The sequence below is a fragment of the Shinella sp. HY16 genome (assembly GCF_028534175.1).
Classification (GTDB): domain Bacteria; phylum Pseudomonadota; class Alphaproteobacteria; order Rhizobiales; family Rhizobiaceae; genus Shinella.
On the sequence record NZ_JAHYXL010000004.1, the window covers coordinates 33574 to 57332 of the forward strand.

At 62.9% G+C, this 23759-nt stretch carries 21 protein-coding genes; 13 read left to right on the forward strand and 8 right to left on the reverse strand.

The genetic code is table 11. The features are described 5' to 3' along the window. Positions 1-4 precede the first annotated feature (4 nt). From K0P03_RS29215 to K0P03_RS29250, 8 genes are all read left to right on the forward strand, one after another. On the forward strand, positions 5-1525 hold the full coding sequence (locus K0P03_RS29215) for an aldehyde dehydrogenase family protein (protein ID WP_272791418.1): 1521 nt from the start codon (positions 5-7) through the stop codon (positions 1523-1525). A 23-nt stretch (positions 1526-1548) separates the two neighbouring features. Then, positions 1549-2574 carry a dipeptidase gene (locus tag K0P03_RS29220; RefSeq protein WP_272791419.1) on the forward strand — a complete coding sequence of 342 codons (1026 nt, stop codon included), beginning with the start codon at positions 1549-1551 and terminating at the stop codon, positions 2572-2574. A 68-nt stretch (positions 2575-2642) separates the two neighbouring features. Beyond that, the gene (locus K0P03_RS29225; protein WP_050744255.1) at positions 2643-3458 is read left to right on the forward strand and encodes an ABC transporter permease; all 816 of its coding nucleotides are present in this window, start codon (positions 2643-2645) and stop codon (positions 3456-3458) included. Between the two features lie 10 nt (positions 3459-3468). Beyond that, a complete protein-coding gene (locus tag K0P03_RS29230) occupies positions 3469-4248 on the forward strand; it encodes an ABC transporter ATP-binding protein (RefSeq protein WP_272791420.1) in 780 nt (259 codons plus the stop codon). A gap of 22 nt (positions 4249-4270) precedes the next feature. Next, positions 4271-5245, forward strand: coding sequence for an ABC transporter substrate-binding protein (locus tag K0P03_RS29235; protein WP_023512309.1), 975 nt, complete (start codon positions 4271-4273; stop codon positions 5243-5245). Positions 5246-5306: 61 nt separating this feature from the next. Beyond that, positions 5307-6917: a phytoene desaturase family protein gene (locus K0P03_RS29240; protein ID WP_272791421.1), complete on the forward strand. Its 1611-nt coding sequence runs from the start codon at positions 5307-5309 to the stop codon at positions 6915-6917. Then, entirely contained in the window at positions 6914-7222 is a 309-nt protein-coding gene (locus tag K0P03_RS29245) for a muconolactone Delta-isomerase (RefSeq protein ID WP_245290276.1), read from the forward strand. The genes K0P03_RS29240 and K0P03_RS29245 overlap by 4 nt, the downstream gene beginning before the upstream one ends. 14 nt (positions 7223-7236) lie before the next feature. Beyond that, a complete protein-coding gene (locus K0P03_RS29250) occupies positions 7237-9057 on the forward strand; it encodes an ABC transporter ATP-binding protein (protein ID WP_050744251.1) in 1821 nt (606 codons plus the stop codon). 339 nt (positions 9058-9396) lie between these two features. Here the strand turns inward: K0P03_RS29250 and K0P03_RS29255 are convergent, their stop codons facing one another. The 6 genes from K0P03_RS29255 to K0P03_RS29280 all read right to left on the reverse strand — a co-directional run bounded on the left by K0P03_RS29255 (position 9397) and on the right by K0P03_RS29280 (position 14421). After that, on the reverse strand, positions 9397-11547 hold the full coding sequence (locus K0P03_RS29255) for a xanthine dehydrogenase family protein molybdopterin-binding subunit (protein WP_272791422.1): 2151 nt from the start codon (positions 11545-11547) through the stop codon (positions 9397-9399). Further along, positions 11547-12014 carry a (2Fe-2S)-binding protein gene (locus tag K0P03_RS29260; protein ID WP_272791423.1) on the reverse strand — a complete coding sequence of 156 codons (468 nt, stop codon included), beginning with the start codon at positions 12012-12014 and terminating at the stop codon, positions 11547-11549. The genes K0P03_RS29255 and K0P03_RS29260 overlap by 1 nt, the downstream gene beginning before the upstream one ends. Before the next feature lie 16 nt (positions 12015-12030). Continuing rightward, positions 12031-12609: a class I SAM-dependent methyltransferase gene (locus K0P03_RS29265; protein WP_023512316.1), complete on the reverse strand. Its 579-nt coding sequence runs from the start codon at positions 12607-12609 to the stop codon at positions 12031-12033. A gap of 66 nt (positions 12610-12675) precedes the next feature. Next, the gene (locus K0P03_RS29270; protein ID WP_050744248.1) at positions 12676-13221 is read right to left on the reverse strand and encodes a Crp/Fnr family transcriptional regulator; all 546 of its coding nucleotides are present in this window, start codon (positions 13219-13221) and stop codon (positions 12676-12678) included. Between the two features lie 341 nt (positions 13222-13562). Continuing rightward, positions 13563-14006 carry a DoxX family protein gene (locus K0P03_RS29275; RefSeq protein ID WP_023512318.1) on the reverse strand — a complete coding sequence of 148 codons (444 nt, stop codon included), beginning with the start codon at positions 14004-14006 and terminating at the stop codon, positions 13563-13565. A gap of 55 nt (positions 14007-14061) precedes the next feature. Further along, positions 14062-14421 carry a cupin domain-containing protein gene (locus tag K0P03_RS29280; protein ID WP_023512319.1) on the reverse strand — a complete coding sequence of 120 codons (360 nt, stop codon included), beginning with the start codon at positions 14419-14421 and terminating at the stop codon, positions 14062-14064. Between the two features lie 173 nt (positions 14422-14594). Here K0P03_RS29280 and K0P03_RS29285 point away from each other — a divergent pair, with 173 nt between their 5' ends. Together K0P03_RS29285 and K0P03_RS29290 are read left to right on the forward strand one after the other, a co-directional pair. Continuing rightward, complete coding sequence (locus K0P03_RS29285) at positions 14595-15155, forward strand: MarR family transcriptional regulator (protein ID WP_023512320.1); 561 nt, start codon at positions 14595-14597, stop codon at positions 15153-15155. Positions 15156-15316: 161 nt separating this feature from the next. Then, the gene (locus tag K0P03_RS29290) at positions 15317-16315 is read left to right on the forward strand and encodes a calcium-binding protein (RefSeq protein WP_272791424.1); all 999 of its coding nucleotides are present in this window, start codon (positions 15317-15319) and stop codon (positions 16313-16315) included. Between the two features lie 298 nt (positions 16316-16613). Here K0P03_RS29290 and K0P03_RS29295 read toward each other — a convergent pair whose 3' ends face one another. After that, positions 16614-17585: an SDR family oxidoreductase gene (locus K0P03_RS29295; RefSeq protein ID WP_443020622.1), complete on the reverse strand. Its 972-nt coding sequence runs from the start codon at positions 17583-17585 to the stop codon at positions 16614-16616. Here K0P03_RS29295 and K0P03_RS29300 point away from each other — a divergent pair. From K0P03_RS29300 to K0P03_RS29310, 3 genes are all read left to right on the forward strand, one after another. Then, the gene (locus K0P03_RS29300; protein WP_272791425.1) at positions 17529-18428 is read left to right on the forward strand and encodes a LysR family transcriptional regulator; all 900 of its coding nucleotides are present in this window, start codon (positions 17529-17531) and stop codon (positions 18426-18428) included. The genes K0P03_RS29295 and K0P03_RS29300 overlap by 57 nt on opposite strands. Positions 18429-18647: 219 nt before the next feature. After that, entirely contained in the window at positions 18648-18917 is a 270-nt protein-coding gene (locus tag K0P03_RS29305; protein WP_130516734.1) for a hypothetical protein, read from the forward strand. Between the two features lie 358 nt (positions 18918-19275). Further along, positions 19276-21150 (forward strand): calcium-binding protein, encoded by a 1875-nt coding sequence (locus K0P03_RS29310; protein ID WP_272791426.1) that lies wholly within the window; start codon positions 19276-19278, stop codon positions 21148-21150. Between the two features lie 179 nt (positions 21151-21329). On the opposite strand, the gene K0P03_RS29315 is transcribed toward K0P03_RS29310, so the two are convergent. Beyond that, positions 21330-23705 (reverse strand): penicillin acylase family protein, encoded by a 2376-nt coding sequence (locus K0P03_RS29315; RefSeq protein ID WP_272791427.1) that lies wholly within the window; start codon positions 23703-23705, stop codon positions 21330-21332. Positions 23706-23759 lie beyond the last annotated feature (54 nt).

Here is a 23759-nt window from a genome sequence, read left to right on the forward strand (position 1 = left end):
GGCCATGTCTCTCCTCACACTGCAAACGGATCCGACCCCGACAATGCCCACATCCGCCCAACAGGACGTTTTCACTTCCTATGTCAGCGGCGCTGCAATCGCGCCCGCCGGCCGGAAGATCCCGCTTCATGACCCCTCGACCGGTGCCGTCTGGGCAAGTGCCGTCGTTTCTGACGACGCTGTCGAGCTTGCCGTTGCCAGCGCCACCAAGGCCTTCGTTTCGGAGCCGTGGGCGTCGATGACGGGATATGACCGCGCATTGCTTCTGCGCAAGCTCGGTGCGCTGATCGCTGCCAACGCGGATCGCCTCGGTGCGCTGGAAAGCCTTGCCAATGGCAAGAGCCATGCCGCCACTGCTGCCGAAATGAAGGCGACGGCCACCTGGTACGACTACTATGCGAGCGCGCTCGACACCCATGACGATGTCTTCCGCACCGTCTCGCGCACCGCAGACGCCCGCATCGTGCGCGAGCCGCTCGGTGTCGTCGTCGCCATCACGCCGTTCAACGGCGCACTCTCGCTCGGCTCCTGGAAGTTGGCGCCGGCGCTTGCCATGGGCAATGCGGTGATCCTGAAGCCGCCGGCGGAGGCGCCGGGCTCCAGCATCGCGCTTGCCGAGCTGGCGATGGAAGCAGGTTTCCCGGCGGGCATCGTCAATGCGGTGATCGGTGATGCGGTGGCCAGCGAGGCGCTCGCGACCCATCCCGGTGTGCAGATGGTGAGTTTTACCGGCAGCACGGCGACAGCCAAGGTCCTGGGTGCAAAGGTCGCCGCCGGCATGAAGCGCTTCGTCTGCGAGGCGGGTGGCAAGTCAGCCCATATCGTCTTTGCCGATGGCGATATCGACGGTGCCGTCATTGCCGCAACGCAAGGGGCCTTTTCCGGCAGCGGTCAGACCTGCGTCGCCGGCTCGCGCATCCTTGTACAGGCCGAAATCTACGACAGCTTTGTCGAGCGCTACATCGCCTCCGTGAGCCGTATCCGTCTCGGCCATCCTGCCTCGCCAAGGGCGCATATCGGCCCGGTCGCGAACAGGCGGCAGTACGAGCGTATCAACGGTTTCGTGAACGAAGCGGTGGCAGAGGGTGCGCGCCTTGCTTCCGGTGGTCAGAAGCCCGATCTCGGGCCGGAACTCATCGATGGCTACTGGATCGCGCCGACAATCGTTCTCGATGTTTCGAGCGACATGCGGATCTGCCGCGAGGAAATTTTTGGACCCGTCGTCACCGTGCAGCGTTTCGAGACGGAAGAAGAGGCGATTTCCATGGCGAACGGCGTGGAATACGGCCTTGCCGCCGGCTTCTGGACCCGCGACGTCGGCCGCGTGCGCCGCGTCTCGCGACAACTGCAGGCCGGAACCGTCTGGGTCAACACCTATCGGGCGATCAACCTGCGTGTCCCCTTTGGCGGCTACAAACAATCCGGTATCGGCCGCGAGAACGGCGTCGAGGCCATGGACGAGTTCTCCCAGGTCAAGGCGATCGTCGTCGAATACGGCCCGGCGGCCGACCCCTTCGCAAACTGACATTCGAACGGAAAGGAAATCCGATGACACTATCGGCAAGAAAGCCCCTGTTGATCGACGCCCTGCAATACAACAAGCCGGAGCGCGCCCGCTTCGAGGAGTGGAAGCGCGGTGGCGTCGGCTGCGTGCACGTGACGCTGTCGATCTGGGAGAATGCCCGCGAAACGCTGACCGTGATCGGCGAATGGAACCGCCTTCTCGAGCAGAACGCGGACCTGATCGCACTTGCGACGACGGGCGAGGACATCGAGCGCATCGCCGCCTCCGGGCGCACCGCGGTGGTCTACGGTTTCCAGGATACCTCGCCCTTTGAAGACGATATCGAGCTGATCGAGATCTTCTACCAGCTCGGCGTGCGCATCGCGCAGCTCACCTACAACGTCCAGAACCGGGTTGCTTCGGGGTGCTGGGAGCCTGACGAGGCCGGCGTTTCGAAATTCTTCGGCCGAAATGTCATCGCGGAAATGAACCGCGTCGGCATGGTGGTGGACGTCTCGCACTGCACGGAGCGTACCTGCTTCGACGCGATCGAATATTCTTCGCGCCCGATCGCCGTCACCCACGCCAATCCGCAGGAATTCGTCGGCACGGACATCGAGCTGAATCGCCGCAACAAGTCGACGGCGCTGATCAAGCGCCTCGCCGAGACCGGCGGCGTCATCGGCCTCAGCAACTATCCGAAGATCATGAAGAACGGGTCGGACTGCACGCTCGACACCTTCCTCGACATGGTCGCCTGGACCGTCGATCTTGTCGGTGCCGACCATGTCGGCCTCGGCACGGATTTCTACGACGGCTGGCCGGAAAGCCAGATCAAGTGGTGGCGCGCCGGCCGCTGGGCGCGCGAGAGTGCCATCCCGATCAAGGGCTTCTCCAAGTGGCCCTCGTGGTTCCAGTCCCCGGTCGATTTCCCGAACATTCTCGAAGGTCTCGAAAAGCGCGGCTTTTCCGGAGAGGAGATTGCCGGGATCGCCGGCGGAAACTGGCTGAAGCTCTTCCGCGAAGGCTTCGTTCCAGCCGCCTCGGTGAAAACGGCCAACGCCGCATGAAACGGCGGTGATGGCGGGAGACACCTGTCGTCCCGCCATCACCCACCAGGATTGAACCGGAGAGCACGATGAGCCAGACCGATATGACAATGCAGGCGAGCGGAGGCGTGGGATTTTCCATGAAGGTATCCCGCGTGGTCTACCCGCTCCTGTCGCTGATCGTGATCATCGCGTTGTGGCAGCTCGTCGTCTCGGTCGCAAAGCCCGCGCCCTATCTCCTGCCGTCGCCCGGGTCCGTGGCCTCCACGCTGATTTCGCAGTTTCCCGTGCTGATCTATCATTCGGGCATCACCGCGTTTGAAACGCTGATCGCCTTTCTGCTCAGCATCGTCGTCGCGCTGCCGCTCGCAGTGCTGATCGCACGCTTCCGCTGGTTCGAGGACGCGGTCTATCCGCTGCTCGTCACCAGTCAGGCCGTGCCGAAGGTCGCGCTGGCGCCGCTCATTCTCGTCTGGCTCGGCTTCGGCCTGCACACCAACATCGTCGTCGGCGTGCTGATGGCCTTCTTCCCGGTCGTCATCAGCGGCGTTGTCGGCCTCAAGAGCGTGCCGCAGGATATGGTCTTCCTCGGCAAGACGATGGGGCTTTCGCAGGCGCAGATGTTCCGCAAGATCTATCTGCCCCATGCGCTGCCGAGCCTCTTCGGCGGCCTGAAGGTCTGCGTCACGCTCGCCGTGGTCGGTGCTGTCGTCGGCGAGTTCGTTGGCTCGGATCGTGGCCTCGGTTATCTGATCCTCTTGTCCAGCGGACAGCTGCAGACGGCGCTGATGTTCGCCGCCCTCATCCTTCTGGTCCTCATCGGGGTCGTCAGCTTCGCCATCGTGCAATTCGTCGAGGCGCGCGTGATGCCGTGGCATCGCTCTCAGCGCCGCGACGGACATTGAGGAGCGCGCCATGGGCAAGTCCATCACAATCGACAAGGTCTCGCGGTCCTATGCCGGACTGGAAGCGCTGGTACCGACCTCCATCAACATTGAGCCGGGTGAGTTCCTCTCCATCGTCGGGCCTAGCGGGTGCGGCAAGAGCACGCTGTTGCGCATCATCGCCGGCCTCGACTTCCCGACCACGGGTACGCTTCGCATCGGCGGCCGGCCGGTGAGCAAGGCGGAAACGGATCTCGGTTTCGTCTTCCAGTCGCCGGTCCTGCTGGAATGGCGCAGCGTTATCGACAACATCCTCCTGCAGGCGGAGGCACGCGGGCTGCCGGATGCGGAATACCGTGCCAAGGCGAAGGATCTCCTGGCCGCAGCCGGTCTTGCCGGCTTCGAGAACGCCTATCCGCACCAGCTCTCGGGCGGCATGAGCCAGCGTGTCAGCGTCTGCCGCGCGCTTGTGCACGACCCGTCGCTGCTCCTGATGGACGAGCCTTTCGGTGCACTGGATGCGCTTACCCGCGACCAGATGATGGTCGACCTCCAGTCGCTCTGGCTGCGCTCGCGACCGACCGTCGTCTTCGTCACGCACTCGATCCAGGAGGCCGTGTTCCTGTCCGACCGCATCGTGGTGATGGCGCCGCGCCCCGGGCGCGTCGAAGCGGTGCTGGACGTGCCGTTGCCACGCCGTCGCCGGCTCTCGGTGCGCGGCACGCCGGAATTCAACGGGATCGTCGACCAGATCCTTGTCCATTTTGAACGCATGGGCGTCATCCGTGACGATGCCGAAGACGCAGCCTGAGATCCCTGGAAAGGAACCGAACATGAGACATTTCAAGCAGGCGGGCAGCACGCTTCTGGCCCTTGCCCTGATGAGCACGACAGCCCTTGCCGCAGACAGCATCCGCCTGCGCCTCGACTGGAGCTGGTGGGCGGGGCAGACGCCGATGATCCTTGCCAAGGAGAAGGGGTTCTACGACGAGGTCGATCTCGACGTGGAGATCGCGCAGGGACAGGGATCGAAGACCACGACCATGGTGGTCGGCGAAAATGCCGATCCGATCGGCCATGCCAACCTTTCAACCGTCGCCCAGTCGGTTTCCGCGGGCGTGCCGATCACTGCCGTTGCCGGCTGGTGGCAGCAGGGCCCGATCTCGCTGATCTGCGCCGATCCGTCCATCAAGACGCCGGCCGATGTGAAGGGCAAGCGCATCGGTTCCACGCCGACCGGCTCCGACGGCCAGATCCTGCCCGCCTTCCTCAAGGCCAACGGCCTTGAACTGACCGACATCTCGCTCGTCAACATGCCCGGCGACGCGAAGTTCGCCGGTATCGCTTCCGGCCAGCTCGATTGCATCAGCGGCGACGACTATTTCTACGCCCCGCAGCTCAAGGCGCAGGGCAAGGCGGTTTCGGTGCTGAAATATGCCGATTGGGGCGTAACCAATCTCGGCTTCGGCATCGTCGTCAACAATGAGTATCTGGCGCAGAACCCGGACATCGTGAAGCGCTTCCTCGCCGCGACGAGGAAGGGCATGGAATACACCTTCGCCCACAAGGACGAGGCCGTCGAAATCTTCCTCAAGGTTTCCGGCAACACCCAGCCGGCCGAGTTCCACCGCAGCGTGCTCGATGCCTATGAGGCTTCGCTCCACACCAAGGAGAGCGCGGGCAAGCCGCTCGGCTGGATGGCCGAGGCGGACTGGGAGGCGATGAACAAGACGCTCGCCGAATTCGGCTCGATGCTCGGCAAGAAGGAGGCGACCGCCTACTTCTCCAACGATCATCTGCCGCAATAGCCCGCACTGAACGCGAGCGGCTTGCCCGCCCGCCCTCTATCGCAAGCAAACTGGAAATCGCATGTCGAACATCGCCGATATATCGACTGGCACATACGACGCCATCGTCGTGGGGGGAGGGCACAACGGTCTCGTGGCGACCGCCTATCTCGCCAAGGCCGGGCTGCGCCCGCTGCTGATCGAGGCGCGGCCGACGCTCGGAGGCCCCTGCGGAACCTTCGAGTTCCTGCCGGGCTATCGCTGCGCCTTCACCAACTCGCCCGGCAGTTTCGAGCCGCGCTTCATCGCCGAGCTGCAGTTGGAGCATTTCGGCCTGAAATTCATTCGCACCGATCCGACGGTCGTGCATCCGTTTCCGCGCGGCGCCTTTATCGGCTGGCGCGACAGGGACCGGCTGGCGGCGCAGTTCGACGCCTATGCGCCGGGTGAAGCGGAGCGCTATTTCGGCCTCCTGTCCGATCTCGAAGAACTCGGGCGGCATCTGGGCGCATCGATGTTCGCGCCGTCTCCCGATCTGGTTCGCGCCGCCCGCGACGTGCCCCGCCATCTCGCTGGTCTCTTCGACCGCGTGATGTGCGGCAGCCTGCGCCAGCTGCTCGACGAACGGCTGCAATCGGAGGAAGCCAAGGCACTGCTCGGCATGCTGGCGCTCAATGCGACGCTGACCCCGCCGTCCGCACCCGGTTCGGCCGTCGGCCTGATGATGCGGCCGATCTCGCTCGCCTCCTATGCAGCGCTGGACGAAGACGACCCGCGACGTGCGGCGCTCCGGGGCTCGACGGGCCTTCCGGTCGGCGGTATGGGCGCGATCATTGACGCGCTCGAAGCCTGCTGCATTGCGCATGGTGCGACCATCCTGAAGGATGCGCCGATCGAGCGGATCCTTCATGCATCGGGCCGGGCTCGGGGTGTCGTCACCGTCAAGGGCGATGAATTCTACGCGACGGCCGTGTTGTCGGCGATCAATCCGAAGACGCTTTTCGGCAGGCTGCTGGATGACGAAGCGGTGGGCGCCGACACCCGACGCGAGATCGCTGCGGTGCCGATGCGGGGTTCTGCCTTCAAACTGGTCCTCGCACTCGACGGCGTGCCGCGCTATGCCGGCCTTCCGGCAGATGTGGATCCGGCGCAGGCGGCACAGGTGCAGTTCCGCATCGCGCCGTCCCTCGACTACATCGAGCGGGCAATCGCGGACGGACTGGCGGGGCGACTGGCCGAGCGGCCGATCATGTGGGGCCTGATGCCATCGGTGACCTCGCCGGATATGGCGCCGGCAGGCTGCCACCTCCTCAGCGTCAACGTCTGGCACGCACCCTATACGCTTTCCGAGGGGAGCTGGCCGGAAGCCGGCGAGCGTTTCGCCAATATCTGTATCGACGAGCTTGCGCACTACATGCCGGACCTGCGGCGGCGCCTCGTTGGTCTTCGTTACTTTAATCCAGTCGAGATCGAGGCCGAGCTTGGCCTCGTCCAGTCGAACATCACGCATGGCGACATGCTGCCGAATGCGCTTTTCGGTGCGCGTCCGCATCGCAAGGCACACGATTACCGCACGCCGCTTTCCGGGCTTTACCTCTCGGGTGGCGGAACTTGGCCGGGTGGCTACGTCACCGGCATCCCCGGCTACAACGCCGCAAACACCATCATCAAGGATCTGGACGTCAAATCATGAGAGAACATGCAATGGAATTTCTGGTCAACATCAAGCTTCGCTGGTCTGACGACATGGATCCGGAATTGAAGGCGAAGGTGATCCACGACGAGCGCGCCCACGCTGCCGAACTGATCAAGGAGGGGCATCTGGTGCGTATGTGGCGTGTGCCCTGCCGCTTCGAGAATTGGGGGCTGTGGCGCGCGGCGGATGCCACGCAGCTGCATGAGATCATCACCAGTCTGCCGGCCAATCCGTGGATGTACGATATCGACGTGCTTCCGCTGGCCAAGCATCCTGTCGATCCGATCCACACCGCCGCCTAAGAGGAAAAAGCGAGATGGACACACATCCCGCCCAGATGCCGGTTCTGTCCGTCAGCGATCTCACGACGGCGTTCAGGTCGGGCGACCAGTGGAAGCCGGTCGTCCGCAACCTTTCCTTCTCGATCGCTCCGCGCGAAACGGTGGCAATCGTCGGCGAGTCCGGATCCGGCAAGAGCGTGACGTCCCTGTCGATCATGCGGCTTCTGCCGAAGTATGCGAGCCGCATCGAAGGCAAGGTGGTGTTCGGCGGGCGCGATCTGCTGGCGCTTGGCGAGGAGGAGATGCGCAAGGTCCGCGGCAACGATATCTCGATGATCTTCCAGGAGCCGATGACCTCGCTCAATCCGATCTTCCCGATCGGCAAGCAGATCGCAGAGGCGATCACCTGCCACCGCTCCCTTTCCCGGAGCGAGGCGCGGGCGGAGGTGACCAGGCTTCTGGAAAAGGTCCGCATTCCCAACGCCAAGGGCCGGTTCGACGACTATCCGCACCAGTTTTCCGGTGGCATGCGCCAGCGCGTGATGATCGCCATGGCGCTCGCCTCGAAACCAAAGCTCCTGATCGCGGATGAGCCGACGACGGCGCTCGACGTGACGATCCAGGGCCAGATCCTCGACCTCATCAAGACGCTGCAGGAAGAGGAGGATATGGCGGTCCTTTTCATCACGCACGACATGGGCGTGGTGGCGGAAGTCGCCGACCGGACGATCGTGATGTTCCGCGGCGATGCGGTGGAGACCGGTGCAACCGAAGACATCTTCAACAGCGGCAGGCACCCCTATACGCGGGCATTGCTCTCGGCGGTTCCGCGCCTTGGCTCCATGGCGGGCCGTGCCCGGCCGATGCGCTTTCCGGTGATCGACATTACGACCGGCGAGACGCGCCAGTCGGAAAGCGAGGGGCCGATGCCTGCGACCGGCGAGAGGCCTCTCCTGGAGGTGAAGAACCTGACGACACGCTTCGATATCCGCTCGGGCCTGCTCGGGCGAAGGAGCGGCGCCGTCCATGCGGTGGAGGACGTGTCCTTCGACCTGAAGGCGGGCGAGACGCTGTCGCTCGTCGGCGAATCCGGGTGCGGCAAGTCGACGACGGGGCGTTCGATCATACGGCTCGTGGAGCCGACGGGTGGAGCGATCTCGCTTGGCGGTCACGATGTGATGGGCCTCGATCGGGGGGCATTGCGCACGATGCGGCGCAGCATCCAGATGGTGTTCCAGGATCCCTTCGCCAGCCTTGATCCGCGCATGACGGTAGGCGCGGCAGTGATGGAACCATTTATCGAGCATGGCCTCGGCACCAGGGAGCAGGCACGCGACAAGGCCGCCGATCTGCTCGGGCGTGTCGGGCTCAACGCGGACATGATGCGGCGCTTCCCGCACGAATTCTCCGGCGGTCAGCGCCAACGCATCGCGATCGCGCGCGCACTGATGCTCGATCCGAAGGTGATCATCGCCGACGAGGCGGTGTCGGCGCTCGACGTGTCGGTCAAGGCGCAGGTGTGCAACCTCCTTCTCGACCTGCAGCAGAGCTTCAACCTCGCCTATCTGTTCATCAGCCACGATATGGCTGTCGTGGAACGGGTCAGTCATCGGGTGGCGGTGATGTATCTCGGCGAGATCGTCGAGATCGGCCCGCGCCGGGAGGTGTTCGAAAATCCGCAGCATCCCTATACGAGGAAGCTGATGGCCGCCGTGCCGATCCCTGATCCCGCCAGGCGCACCATCCGGCGAAATCTCTCCACCGACGAGACAAAAAGCCCGGTCCGCCCCCTCGGCTATGCCCCACCCAAACGGCGCTACCACGAGGTCTCGGCGCAGCATTTCGTCCAGGTTTGAGAGGGCTCCGCCACAGTCGGCGCGTTGGTCGCTTTCGGGCTGTTGCAGAGCGATGCAAACGCAGCCCGAAGCGTGACGCGGGCGCGGACTGTGGGTGTCGGGTATCCCTAATCCAAACGAGCAAGGCCTCGCGGTAAAGTTTGGCGTCGCGCGGGCGCTGTCAATCGGACGCTTTAGGAACTGGCGCGCGCTGGCCTAGAGCTTGTCAGGGAAAAGTGGAACCGGTCTTCCTGAAAAGGCAAACGAAAACAAAGAACGCTAGAGTCCGCCGAAATCTGCGAAGCATCCAGGCAAGGTGATTCGTGCCTGGAATCCGACCCTGACCCCACACAAAGACGTCTATGCTGGTGCATGCCGGACCGGCAACCGCGTTGCTGTTTCCCCCGTTATGGCGGCAATGGCATTGGTGATGGCGGCGGTTGCGCAGGTGATGGCGGTCTCGCCGGCTCCTGTGGGCACGGGGCTTCCCTCAATCAGCCGGATCTGTATGTCCGGCACGTCTGACATGACGGGTACGGTGTAGTCAAAGAAGCTTTCGGCAGGGATCGCCCCGTCCTCGATCATCAGCTCTTCCCGCAGTGCCATGCCGATTCCCCATACGAGATTGCCTTCAACCTGAGCCCGAACCTGATCTGGATTGATCACCAGCCCGCAGTCGTGCGCGCACCACAGGCCCGTCACTCGATAGCCGTCCGCTGTCCGTGCCACGCGCGCGACGGCGGCGGCATAGGACATTTCCTTGTAGATGCCGCAGGCAAGCCCCATCGCTTCGTCAGCCGTTGCCGATCGGGAAGTCCAGCCGGCCATGTCGGCGGCCTCCTTGAGGACTGTTCTCAACCGGTCATGCTGTGGGCCCAATGCGGCGAGGCGCATCTCCAATGGATCGAGCCCCTTGGTTCGTGCCAGAACGTCCATGGCGGTCTCCACTGCAAAATGGTTGGCGGCAGTCCCCAGGCCGCGCCATGGTCCCGTCTTGACGGGCAGGCGTACGTCCTCGAATGCTACATGACTGGCCTGGGCGTGGTACGGTGGGGTCGCACCACGCGCAACACCGGGATCGCCGACAAAACTCGTGGCGAACTGCAGGCCCGGTCCCATGGCGGCCGAAGTGAAGATGATGTGGCCGGACCGGAAGATGTGATGCCACTTCGAAATCCGGCCCGTGGCATCGGCCGATGCGCGGATGCGGTGGCAGGAGGGTGGCCGATGGAAGCCTGACCTGAACTCGTCGCGCCGTGACCATTGCACCTTGACTGGCCTGCCGCAGAGCTTGGCCAGCCGTGCGGCCTCCATTTCCGCGGCGACAATGGTTCGAGCGCCGAACCCGCCGCCAATGCGCATGGCATGAACCGTAACGGAGCTTTGGGGGAGGCCGAAGGCGGCAGCGAGCGTGTTGCGGACGAAGAACGGATCCTGTGTGCCGGTCCACACTTCAAGATCGCCGTCACGAAACTGGGCGACTGCTGTGCGCGGCTCGATTGAGGCATGTGCCGCAAGCGGTACGGAAAGTGTGATATCCATGTCGAAGGGCCGGTCGTCCGGAACGCCGGTGTCGAGTATTGTATGTTCCAGCCGTCTGTCGTCAGCGACTGACACCATCTCCGCAATATCGAGGGAAGCAAGCGGTGGGCTGTTTTCCTCCACCAGGGAAAGTAGGTCGAGCGCCTGTGCCAGCGCGCCGCGCCGGTTGGCGACGATGCCGATGAAATCATCCTCGCGGTAGAGACCGACATAGCCAGGCACTGCGGCGGCAGCCGACGCATCGACGGAGAGGATGCGACCTTCAATCGCGCGCGGCCGTACGATCGCGCCGAACACCATGTTCTCCAGCCTGATGTCGTCGGCATAAAGCGGTCGGCTGCCAGTCACGATGGCGTCGATGTCGTGGGTCGGAAAGGGATGGCCTACGTTTCGCCGGTCATCACGCCGCACTGCAAGCTTCGGCCTTGCCGCATCCACCTCCTCACCCGTCACCAGCAGAGCCGGACCGGACCCGAGCGTCTCGAAGGAAAGCAGAGAGCCATCATCGCCACGGACACCTGCCGGTTCGATGCGAAGGGTATCGAGCGGGCGGGCAAGTCGTGTCGCGGCTTCGCGTAGAATAGCAGTAGAAAGCGCCGCCGCTGCGCGGGCGACGAGCGGCCCTGTTTCCCGCATGGCATCGGAACCCACCGTCGAACGGGCGACGGGGATGAGGGAGGTATCCGGCAATACGAGATCGATGCGATCGACATTGACATTGAGCTCGTCGGCGGCGACCTGCCTGAGCCCCATGGATATGCCCTGGCCCATCTCCGCGCGGGTCGACAAAAGCCTGAACCTTCCGTCCGGCCGAAGACTGATCCAGGTCGCCGCGTCGACGGTTGTCGGGCCTTTGCGTGGCGGCAGCACCGGCATCAGTGCCCAGGTCGCGCCACCGGCAACGGCAGTGATGCCGGCTGTACCCCATCCGAGCGCCTTGAGGAAACCGCGCCGAGAAAGCTTCGGCATCATGTTTCCCTCTGCATGATAGTCTGTGCCCGAGCGATCGCCCGGCGGATACGTGCCTGGGTGCCACATCGGCAGAGTACGCCGTCCATGGCTTCGGCGATCGTGTCCGGGCCAGCTGCTGGATGAGCGGAAAGCAGGGCGTGCGCCGTCATGATCTGCCCGTTCTGGCAGTAGCCGCATTGCGGCACGCTCTCGGCGATCCAGCTTTCCTGCAAGGGGTGCAGTTTGCCGTCGGCGGCCAGCCCCTCCAGCGTCAGGATCGTCCGGCCATCGACTGCGCCGGCGGTGAGCAGACAGGAGCGTTGTGCCTCGCCGTCGATGATGACGGTGCAGGCGCCGCAGGAGCCGACACCGCAGCCGAAACGTGGACCGTTGAGGCCGAAATGGTCCCGGAGCAAGAAGAGCAGCGGTTCGTCGGCGAGATCGTCTGGGACGCTGGCAGGCTGACGGTTCAGGACAATATCCATCGTTTTCTCCCTTCGGTCACTTCCGCAACGGCAATCGCGTGATCCGGTAGACGCTGGCTGGCGGCAGGTTGATCGGCACAAAGCTGCGAAAGCGCGCTGTAAGGCCCAAGGCGAGCAAAATGGCATCAGGCACAGGGCACCGCGGTCCATAGGTGAACTGGAAGAGATGGGCGCCATCCGCCATGTGATCGAAGGCGCATGCGAGGATGCGCTCGACCTGTGCTCGTGGCATGGAGAGCAGCGGCAGGCCACTGATCGCCGCTGAAAAGCCGGACTGATCGCGGGGCAGGGCCGCTGCATCGGCTTCGAGCAGGGTGGCTGCCGGAAATCGGGATCGCAGCAATCGCGCGAAAGCGGGGTCGCGTTCCACCAGCGTCAAAGCGCCCTCAGGAATGCCGCGTCGCAGGAGGGCACGCGTGAAGACGCCTGTACCCGGGCCCAGTTCCAGCACGCGGCCACCATCCCGTGGCACCTCAGCGGTGATCGCATCGGCCAGCCAACGGCTCGACGGCGCGACTGCTGCCACCTGAAGGGGTCGGCTGATCCATGAGCGAAGAAACAGGAGGTGGTCGGACTTGCGTTGCGGCAGGCTCATATAGTCGGCTCCATCCGGCGATGAAGCCGATATCGCCGACGAGGCTGCAGTCCGCATTAACCCGGGTTAAGTCGCGTGGCCGCTTTCCCGCACACGCCTTGCGATACGGCTGAGGCCGACGGGTGTGACGCCGAGATGGGAGGCCAGATCCTTTTGCGGCACGCGTGCGACCAGATGCGGCTCCTCATCGAGCAGCAGCCGGTAGCGGGCTTCCGCGGTCATCGTCAGGAACTGGCGCTCGCGGCGCTCCTTGCGTTCGGCGAAGATCATCAGGGCGTGCCGCACCATGCGCGACCAGGACAGGTCGCGATCGGCCATCTGCTCCAGCAGCGTGAAAGGCAGTCGTTCCAGCACGCAGGCTTCGATGGCGCTGACGGAGAAACTCGCCTGACCGGATCGCAATGCGGAGAGGCTTGCAAAGAACTGCCCTTCGGCCACGAGGGACTTGATCCATTCCTCGCCCTGCCTGTTGAGATAGGTGAGCTTCAGGAGGCCCTGTCGCACAACATAAACGTAGGGATGCGCCTCGTCCTGGGAGAACAGGGTTTCTCCGGCGCGAACATGGCGCAGCTCAACCGCCTCTGCCACGAGGCCCCGATTGGCCAGAGCCATCCCAGCGATGTGCTCGAACAGTTTGATTGCGACGCATTCTTCTGGCTTGATCCGTACCAATACCAATCCCCCGGATGCCCGGCTTGAAAAACGCCGCTGGACACGCGCCATTTGTCGGGGGGCATTCGGCTGGACCAGCTGCCCCGTTTGCAACCACGTGAATTTGTTTGCTCGTGACGGATATACGAAAGCGACCGCAAACTTCATCCCGCCGCACACGAGGAAATTAACGCCCTCTCGTCCCTGATAGCGACGCATTCTCGCGTTGGGATCGGCTTGTCGCAACGTGCCGGCGTGCGCGCCCGATGAGGACGTATGACGCCTCTTTCGCACGGATTTGGTCACTGCCCGGAAGGGTGCAGGGAGGCCGATCCGAGCGGGGCGGATCTGTCCGGGGGATTGCTGGCGAAGGGGAACACGGCCCGCAGGCGCGGGTCGCGAAGCCAGAGCCCACCCCACATGAACAGTCCCAGATAACCGCTGAACAGGATGTGGCTGAAGAGCGGGCTTTCCGCCCTGATCTGCGTCGCCATCGCTCCCCCGAGAAGTCCCGTCATCAGGATTGCACCGAGCAGACGCGCAGGCGGGACGAGATAGAGCACGAGGCACGTCAGTTCGATCACGCCGATCATGAAGGCATAGCCCGCTGGCCAGCCGAGTTGTGCCAGGGTCTCTTCGGCGACCGGCATTCCCAGCAGCTTTGGCGTGATGGATGCACCCAGGAGAAACAGGGTGAAGAGACCGGTCAGGGTGCGGCCGGTCCAGAGCATGACGGGCTTGTTCATTTCCATGATCCTTGGTTCTGCAGCACTCCGCTGCGTGATTGGGGTATTCCTGCCGTCAGGAATGACGGGGCGCGACGCCTTGAACATCGATCTGCTGAATGGTTGCGCTCGGATGGATGGCGACGATCTCCAGCCGCCCGGTTCCCACATTGGTGAAGCGATGGGGAACGTGAGCGGGGCCGACGACGACATCCCCGGCGCTGCCGTGCACAGTCTCCTCGCCGACCGTGAACTCCGCTTCGCCTTTCTGGACGATCCAGGTCTCGGTGTAGGGATGGCTGTGCAGTTCGGAACCGCGTCCGGGCTCGACATCGACAAGGAAAAGTGAAACCGGGCTTCCGATCTCGCGGCCTTCCAGCCGAACGGTGCGGCGCTGGTCGGGGGCGGGCTCCTTGCGACGGCGAACCGTGATCATTCTGGTCTCCTGCTGCCATTGGCGTGCCGGCGGGTGCAAATGTCTTTGTGAGAAGATATTTCATCAAAACTGTCTTCCCGTCAAGATATATATCTTTGCATAAAGACAGTTTATTGCGGGCGGCGCTTGCTCTAGGATCGGCTAGCGGAGTTAAGCGACACACGAGGCAGGCAATGAAGGAAGAAGGCGAGGGGGCACGCTACGGCGTACGCGGCGACAGCGCGCCGCAAGAGGATCACGTCGATCGGCTGCGCGCCCAGTGGACACGAGAGCTGCCGGACCTCGACACGGAGCCCATGGCCATTCTCGGCCGGGCCAAGCGGCTCTCCAACCTCGTGGCTGCTGGTATCGAGGACACGTTCGCTGCCTTCGATCTCGACCGCGGTGAGTTCGACGTGATCAGCACGCTGCGCCGGGCCGGGCCACCCTATCAGCTGACGCCGACCGAGATGTATACGTCGCTGATGCTGTCCTCGGGCGGCCTCACGCATCGGCTGAGCCGGCTTGAGAAAACCGGGCTCATCCGGCGCGAGAAGTCGAACCTCGATGGGCGAAGCGTCGTCGTGACATTGCTGCCGCGGGGAATAGAACTGGCGGAACAGGCCTTCAGGGCGGACATGGCCAATGAGCTTCTGGTTCTGCAGCCGTTGAACCGGGACGAGCGAGACCTGCTTTCCGCCTTGCTTCGTAAACTGCTTCACAGCCTCGAAAGCCAGAGCAAGCCCGACGTTTAATTCTGTGCTGCCGTCTACCAGTGACGTGCTCTGCCCCCCAAAGACAGTCCGGCGCATTGGCGAGCGTTAAGCTTAACTGCCATTAAGATACTGGTTTCGGTTCACAAATTCCGGCTTTGCGGATAATCGTTGCAGCCTGTTTGTGAGAAAGCCCCATCTCCATGGCCACCATAACCGGCACTGCCTCCAACGACCTTCTCTACGGCACCGACACCACCGACACCTACAAAGGGCTGGGCGGTGACGACAAGTTCGTCTGGAGCAAGGGTAACGACAGCGTCTATGGCGGCGACGGATGGGACACGATGTCCTACTTTCACTATACCGGTAACGTCACGGTGACGCTTAACGGTGAAAGCCGCGGCATTGCCACCGGTTCGCTTGGCGATACGAAGCACCTTTATTCCATCGAGGCCGTCATCCTCGGCAACGGCACCGACGTCGCAACGGGGGATGCAGGCGCCAATACCTTCTTCGGGCTTCGCGGCGACGACCGTTTCGTCTACTCGCCCGGCGAGGATTTGATGTACGGTGATGATGGCTGGGATACGCTCGACTACTTCGCCTACACGGGTAACCTCGCCATAACCATGAAGGGCGACAAGCTCGGCACGACGAAGGGATCGCTGGGCGACCTCCAGCACTTCTATTCGATCGAAGCGATCATCCTCGGCCGCGGCAACGATATCGTCAAGGGCGACGCGGCCGCAAACACAATCTGGGGTGAGCGCGGCAACGACAACCTCGATGGTGGAAAGGGCAATGACAAGCTGGACGGCGGTGCCGGCAGCGACAAGCTGCGCGGCAGCATCGGCGCAGACCGCTTGACGGGCGGCACGGGTGCCGACCAATTTGTCTTCAAGTCCATCACGGAATCGACCGTCAGCGCGTCCGGTCGCGACTCCATCACCGATTTCAGCCAGATACAGGGCGACAAGATCAACCTGTCCGTGATCGACGCCAACACGAAGCTTGCCGGCGATCAGGCCTTCAGCTTCATCGGTGCGACTGGTTTCCACCACGAAGCTGGAGAACTTCGCATCGCCACGGCGTCCGGCGACACCTACTTGTACGGAGATGTCGATGGCAACGGCAAAGCCGATTTCGCCATCCGCATCGATGATATTGTCGCGTTCAAGGCGTCGGATTTCCTGCTCTGAATGTCGAGCGGTTGATCCTCGGACCGCCCCGGGTCGTGCTGATGCTCAGCGAATACCCCAATGCCTGTGGAACGCCGTGCGTCAGGACAGAGGACTGGTCGTCCTGCCGCTGACGGCGGCGTGGATACGTTTTGGCCGGTCGATGGCCCTCCCACGATGACGGGCTTCTTGACCGCCTTGCAAACCGCTTGGATCACCTCCGGCACATCCACCGATGCGCGACAAGCAAGCAGATCGGACGCGTGTACGCTGTAGCGGGCGACAGGTGCACACGCGCCCGCATGCGCGCGTTTCTCACTCAGTCTGCCGACAGCGTCATGTCCCGTTGCGCTTCCAGTTCGGCCACGCGCGCCGTCAGGGCTTTGTGGATGTTTCCGAAAGCCGTGCTTCCCAGTGCCAGACGACGCGGCATTTCAGCCTGGTCTGCGACAGCAATCATCGCATCGACACTTCGTCCCACGTCGGCCAGCTTGGCGAAGCTTTCGCCTGCGCCTCCTCCGGCGATCCCCGACAGGATGCGGCGGATCTCGTCGACGGTCGTGCCGTCATAAACGGGGCTGGCGGTTGCAAAATCGACGGAGGCGGCAAAATCGGTCGGTGTCGGCCCCGGTTCGACGATCATCATCTCGACCCCGAAGCCCGCGAGCTCCTGCGACACCGCCTCGATGAAACCTTCAATGCCCCATTTGGTCGCGTGGTAGAGGCTGAAGCCGGAATATGCCACCTGGCCGCCCTCGGAGGACACCTGCAGGAAACGCCCGCCGCCCTGGGCGCGAAAGTGCGGGATGGTCGCGCGAACGAGATCGATGGCCCCGACCAGGTTCGTGGCAATCTGGCGTGCGATAGCCGCATCGGCCAGTTCCTCGGCCGCCCCGAACAGGCCATAGCCGGCATTGCCGACGACGACGTCGATACGCTGCGCCGCGAAGGCTTCGTTGGCTGCCGCGCGTATCGAACCGGCGTCGGTCAGGTCCATTTTCAGGATGTTCAGGTTTGGATGTCCGAGATCCAGAGAGCCTTCCCGTCGGACGGTCGCGATCACATGATCGCCACGGGCGAGCAGTTTCTCCGTCATGTTGCGGCCGAAACCACGCGCCGCACCGGTAATGAGCCAAGTCTTCGTCATAGCAAACTCCTTGTTGACGCAGACCATATGGTGGACGGGAGAGTTATGCGGTATCGATGAAAAATCGCATGAATTGGTGAGCATAATTTGACAATTACGCCTCCCCTCCCTGACCTGCTGGCCTTCGCTGCCGTTGCCCGCCATCGGAGTTTCAGCCGTGCCGCCGCGGAGATCGGCGTATCGCGCTCCGCACTGAGCCATACGGTGCGGATGCTGGAGCAGCGTTTGGATTTTCGGCTGTTGAACCGCACGACCCGCAGCGTCGCGCTGACCGAAGCCGGGGCAGAGCTTTTGTCGAGACTCATGCCGGTTCTGGGCGACCTGGAAACGATCTTCGACGACCTTGCAGAACGGCAGGGCGAGCCATCTGGTCTGTTGCGGATCACTACGCCGGAATCGGCTGCGCGGCTGTTGATGCGGAACGTCGTCCCCGAGTTCCTGAAGCGCTACCCCCAGATGCGACTTGATCTTGCCGCTGACGGACGGTTCGTCGACATCGTCGCCCAGGGCTTCGATGCCGGAATTCGTCTGTCCGAGGCCGTGCCGCTTGACATGATCGCCGTGCCCTTCGGCGGAACCGTAAGGTTTGTGGCCGTCGCGTCACCGGACTATTTTTCGGCCAGTCCGCGGCCGGCTGTCCCGGACGATCTGGCTGTCCACCGATGCATACGTCAACGCTTGCCAAGCGGCACGCCCTATCGGTGGGAATTCGAGAGGGAAGGACAAACCCGAAACGTCGATGTGCAGGGGGTTCTGACGCTGGACCACAACGGCATGATGGTCGAAGCGGCGGTCGCGGGAATGGGCATTGCCTATGTGCCGGAAACGGTCGCCAAGGAGGACCTGGACAACGGAACCCTGGTTCTGGTCCTTGAGGAATGGTGCCCGCCCGCTCCGGGACTTTGCCTCTATTTCCCCGGCCGTCGCCATGTCCCCGCCGGCCTTCGGGCGTTTATCGACGTCCTGCGCAGGGAGTTGCCGAACTGAGCGCCCGCGAGAACGAAACGAAGTGGCATATCGAAACCGGCCCGATCACATCCGCATTCGCGAATTTCCCCGCTTCGTGCCGGTCCTCCGACGAGGTTGGCCCGGACGGACGCCTTGGTCGCCCTGTTTGAAGAGTGCCGGGATTGCCGGTGGGAGGGCTGTTTTGACGATACCGGCGGTCAGGTGTAAGCTGGCGGTCTATCGTCAGGAGCCTCTACCATGCGTATCGGAGTGCTCGTTGCCGGCTTGGCCATGGCCTTGACCCCCACCATGGCGGATGCCCACAATTGCAAATGCCGAAATCGCGGCGTGATGTTCGAGCTCGGCCAGACAGCCTGTCTGAGGGTCGATGGCGGCTCCTATCTCGCGCGCTGCGAAATGAAGCTCAACGTCTCGTCCTGGACCAGAATCCAGGAGGGGTGCCCGGTGACGGAACGTTCGCTGAAGCGCCCGGCGCTCACCACTTGGCCACCTCGTCAGGTGATGTAGCGCCCGCTTCTGTATCCGGCCGTGGCCGGGCCTTCGCTATCCGGCCGTAGAGCAGGGCGATTGTGTCCGAGATGTCGTATTTTCCGCGCGCGCCTGCTCTGACGCAATCCGGGATCAAGCTTCTCAACCGATTGACCTTGGCGGCCTTGTTCATGCCCTGCCGCTGTCCGGTATTGTGCAATTGCCATAACCTCGTCCGACGCGATGCATACGGCGCCAGGCCTGCCGCGCATGTTGCTTTGGAGTGGGAAAGAATATTCCGTCCCTTTGTTGTCGCGTTGACAGGATATTCTGCAGCCAGGATACTATAGGTGGGGTGTGTCGCTGGTGGGCGATGCCGTTGGGATGAGGGTGGTAGATGGCGACCGTTCAGCAATATTCCGAACTTACCGGAAGAGACACTTTTGACAACGATGCGTTCTCGAGTAATGGGGAGTTTTATCCGGTATTTAAGATTGGTAAAGACGTTGTCGGTAGATTTATAGGGTCTATCGATGATTATCTTGGAAATGATCGCGCAGATTACTTTGTTCTTGATCTGGAGGCCTCCGGCCTAAAGGCTGGAGATGAGCTTTTCGTTTCTTTTTTTGGCTCTTCCGGCACGGATCTTTCTATTAGGTTTGGCGCATATACATATGAATATCTAAAAACGTTTGGGCTTAATTACAACACGCATCTTCTGAGCAATGAAAAGACGCGCGGTTCCCTGATCATACCCGAAGGCCTCGATGTCATTTCCTTCCAGGTTTGGAGCATCAGCGATTTCAGCGGCACCTATCAGGTCGATATGCTGCACCATCCCAAGCTGCGCACGCTCCTGAACTTGAAGGGTATCGGAGACCGGCCGGAGCTGTTCAGGGCTTCCGATGCGACGGAGCCGGTCGAGGTCCTGGCCGGCGACGGGAATGATTTCGCCTGGACCGGAAAGGCTGCGGATGTGATTTTCGGCGGGCTGGGCCGGGATATTGCGGTCGGTCTGGACGGCAACGATTTCATCTATGGCTACGGCAAGTCGGACATTTCCGGCCTTGGCGCCAAGGATGGGGCTGATCAGCTGCTCGGCGGGCGCGGCAACGACAAGATGTTTGGCGGCGCCGGCGGCGACTACATGCATGGCGAGTGGAACAACGACACTCTTAAAGGCGAGGACGGCAACGACCTCATGCAGGGCGGCTATGGCGGCGACGTGATGGACGGTGGCAACGGCAACGATCTGATGTATGGCGGAACGGAAACCAAGCTGCGCGGAGACTGGTTCGGCGAGGCCCTGACCCTCACCTGGGATGGCACGACGGGCAAGACCATGACGCCGCAGAAGTGGTCCATCCCCGGGGAGGTACAGGCCGACGACAAGAGCAGCGACCGCATGTCGGGCGGCAACGGCGACGACGGCATGTGGGGTCAGGGTGGCAACGACACCATGAAGGGAGGCGCCGGCAAGGACAAGATCGATGGCGGCAGCGGCAACGATGCGATTGACGGCGGATCGGGAAGCGACGTCATCCATGCCGGCAGCGGCGATGACGCGATCGTGGATAGCGGAGGGTCCGACAAGAGCTACGGGGAAGCTGGAAACGACACCTACGCGGTGCGTGAAATCATGGACAGCTACGAGCGTTATTTCAGTGGCGGCACCGGCACGGACACCGTGGACTTCAGCAAGCTCCAGGGCCTCAAGCCGGAAATCCTCGTCAACGACAAATATGTCGATATCAGAGGCTATAAGGTCGACGAAGTCTTCCGGATGGAGCTCGAGGGCGTCGAGATCATCCGGGCCGGAAGCGGTGACGATCAGATAAGGATGAACGCGGACGACAACACGATCAACGGCAATGGCGGCAACGACAAGATCAACGGCGCCGGCGGCGACGACAAGCTCTATGGCGGGTCCGGCAAGGATGCTCTCGTCGGCGGCAGCGGCAAGGACATGTTCGTGTTCAACACGAAACTCGGCGCCACCAATGTCGATACGATCGGCGATTTTTCGGTGAAAAAAGACAAGATCGTTCTCGATGACGATGTTTTCAAAGCCGGGAAAGTCGGCGATTTGAGTTCGGGCGCTTTCAGCACCGGCACGAAGGCACAGGATGCTTCCGACCGCATCATCTACGACAAGGCAAGCGGGAAGCTCTGGTACGATGCCGATGGCAGCGGCAGCGGCAAGGCCGTTCTGTTCGGGGTGCTCGACAAGGGCCTGAACCTGACCGCGGGCGACTTCGATATCATCTCGTAGGGCAGGCGGCGCAATCCCGCTTCTACGACGGCGGCAACGATCTGGCTGCCTTGGCCGGCAGATGACGCGTCGGCTGTTCTCCAGGAGCGAACGTTGGCGGTCGGCCAATGACGGTCGCGGTTCGTGGAACCGCGACCGGGAGGTTTCCTTTGCCTTTCCGGGCCGGCCAATCCGGGATATCAGTCGATCGTCAGCTTCAGGGTTTCGACGGCTACCTTCTCGACCGCGCTGCGTGTCAGCGCCTGCGGACGGCAGGTAAAGGTCTCGTAAAGCTTGATCTGGTCGTCATAGTGCGGTGACGTCTGGCCTGCGGGGCTGATGAAGCCGCTCTGGCCGGGCGGCGTCACCATGCAGACGGAGGCGGTGCCGTCCTTGAAGGTGATGAGGTCGCTCTGCGTGCCGCGGTTCATCGTCGTGCCGACCTCGATGCCCGCATCCTCGCCGGCCTGCGCGATACCAAGATAGTTCTTGGTGACGAAGAGGTGCTGCGGCAACGCTGCGCGCCAGCTTTCGGGCTTGTCGCTGCCATGTTCCGCGGTCAGGGCGGCTGCCGCCTTGCCGAGCGCCGTAAGCATGACCTCATTCTTGTCGGCGCCGTTGAAGAAGTCGTGGCGCTGCGGGATGCCGGCCTTGTCCCCGAGAAGCGCGTTGCGCAGCACCTGTGTCGGGCGTGAGATGCGGTTGAGGGCGACGGTCGGGTCGATGCCGGGCTGGTCGTCCATCAGCACGTCCGCCACCATGATCTTGACCCAGCGCTGGAAGAGCGCGACGGCAGGCGCCGTGGCGCGGCCGTCCTCGCCCCGGACCATGCGGCCGTCCCAGTCCTTCAGCACCGTGACCAGGCCCTGGCGCGGGTCATCGGCGGCAAGCTTTGCCGCTGCCTCGAAGAGGAACGGCAGCAGCGCGCGGGCATTGATGTCGAGAAACGCGATGTTCTCGTTGATGTCCCAGACGTCCTGCGGCGTCAGCTTGTCCTTGCCGGTGATCAGTGCGACGATCTCATCGACGCGGTCCGAAGCCCCCCAGGGCGTCGCCTCGAAGTTGGCGACCTCGCCATGGGCCGAACGGTTGTTCCAGTTGGCGATCCAGCCTTGCTCCGGATTGTAGGTCTTCGGCACGTCGGCGAAGGCGCGGATGCCCTGCCAGTCCATGGAGCCGTCGCCCCTGGCCGGCACGCGCTGGTCCTGCTCCGGATTGCGGACCGGCAGATAGCCTGGCGAGACGTAGCCGATGTTCCCGTCCTTGTCCGCGTAGTACCAGTTGATCGTGGTGGCGACGTTCTTCGCCTGTTTCAACCAGTCCTCGTAGCTCTGCGCCTTGGTCGAGTTGACCCAGGCAAGCAGCGTCTGGATTTCCCTGCCCTTCCAGGTCCGGTTGAAGGCGTAGGCCGTATGGTTTTGCGGGTCGATCTCGCTGACGACACCGTAGTCGCTCTCATAGACCACGGTGGCGACGTCGGCCTGGCCCTTGACCTTGAAGGTTTCCGGGCGGGCGCGCATGTCGTGCCAGGTGCCGTTCTTGCGGTACTGCGCCGGGTTGTCGGGATTGAGTTCGAGCTGGAAGTAGTCGTTGACGTCGAGCGGGCCCGCGGTCGCGCCCCAGGCGATCTGGCCGTTCGTTCCGAACAGCACGTTCGGCACCGCGAAGGGCGTCGAGCCGGTCAGGTCGAAGCCTGCGCCGTGCAGGCCGATCGAATAGACATAGGACGGGTTGAAATTGCCGAATTGCGGCCCGTTCATCAGCATGGTCGAGCCGTCGGTGGTCTTCTTCGGTCCGAGGATCCAGAGGTTCGAGGCGCGGGGGCGCGCTTCGTCTCCACCGGGAACGCTCCGGTCGGCGAGGGCGCTGAAACGCGTGCCATCCAAGAACGGCTTGTTTTCCGCCCTGATCTGATACTGGCCGCCCTTCGGCACGGTCGTCGGGGCAAGCGGGTCCTCCAGCCAGAACATCTGGTCGAAGAGTTCGGCGGCCTTCTCCTTGCCGTGCTGCTTCTCGAGTTTTGCCAGAACCTTGGCGTTGTCGAGCTCGGTCGAGTAGTGCGAGAAGCGGCCGGCCATGGTCACGACATAGATCATCGCGACGTCGAAATCGCTCCAGGTCGTCGGCTCGATCCCGAAATCGCTGAACTCCTTCGGCAGCAGCCGGCTGCGGTCGGCCAGAACCTCGGCGACGCGCTTGTTGTAGCCGGCGGCATAGCCGCGCAGGATGTCCCGTTCTTCCTTCGACAGGGCCTCGATCTGCGCCCGGATATCGGCATGGTCGAAATCGGCCCGCGTCGCGATGTCGTAGCCGAGATGGTCCGCGCCGAGCACCTGCGAAACCTTGCCGAGAACGGAATGCTTCGACATCTCCATTTGGAAGAGCCGGTCGGTCGCCACGGCATAACCGAAGCCGGCATAGAGCCCATAGACGTCACCGGCATAGACATGGGGCACACCCCAGTTGTCGCGGATGATCTCGACATCGGAAGCGGCGAGGGCGGCGGCGGGAGCGAGCGGCATAAGCGCGGCGGAGATCAGGAAAGCGGCAAGCGCCGGCCGGCGGGTGTGGAACATTCTTTCCTCCTGGCATGTTCACAATCGGCGCCATCCTCCATGGCGCGCGGCAAC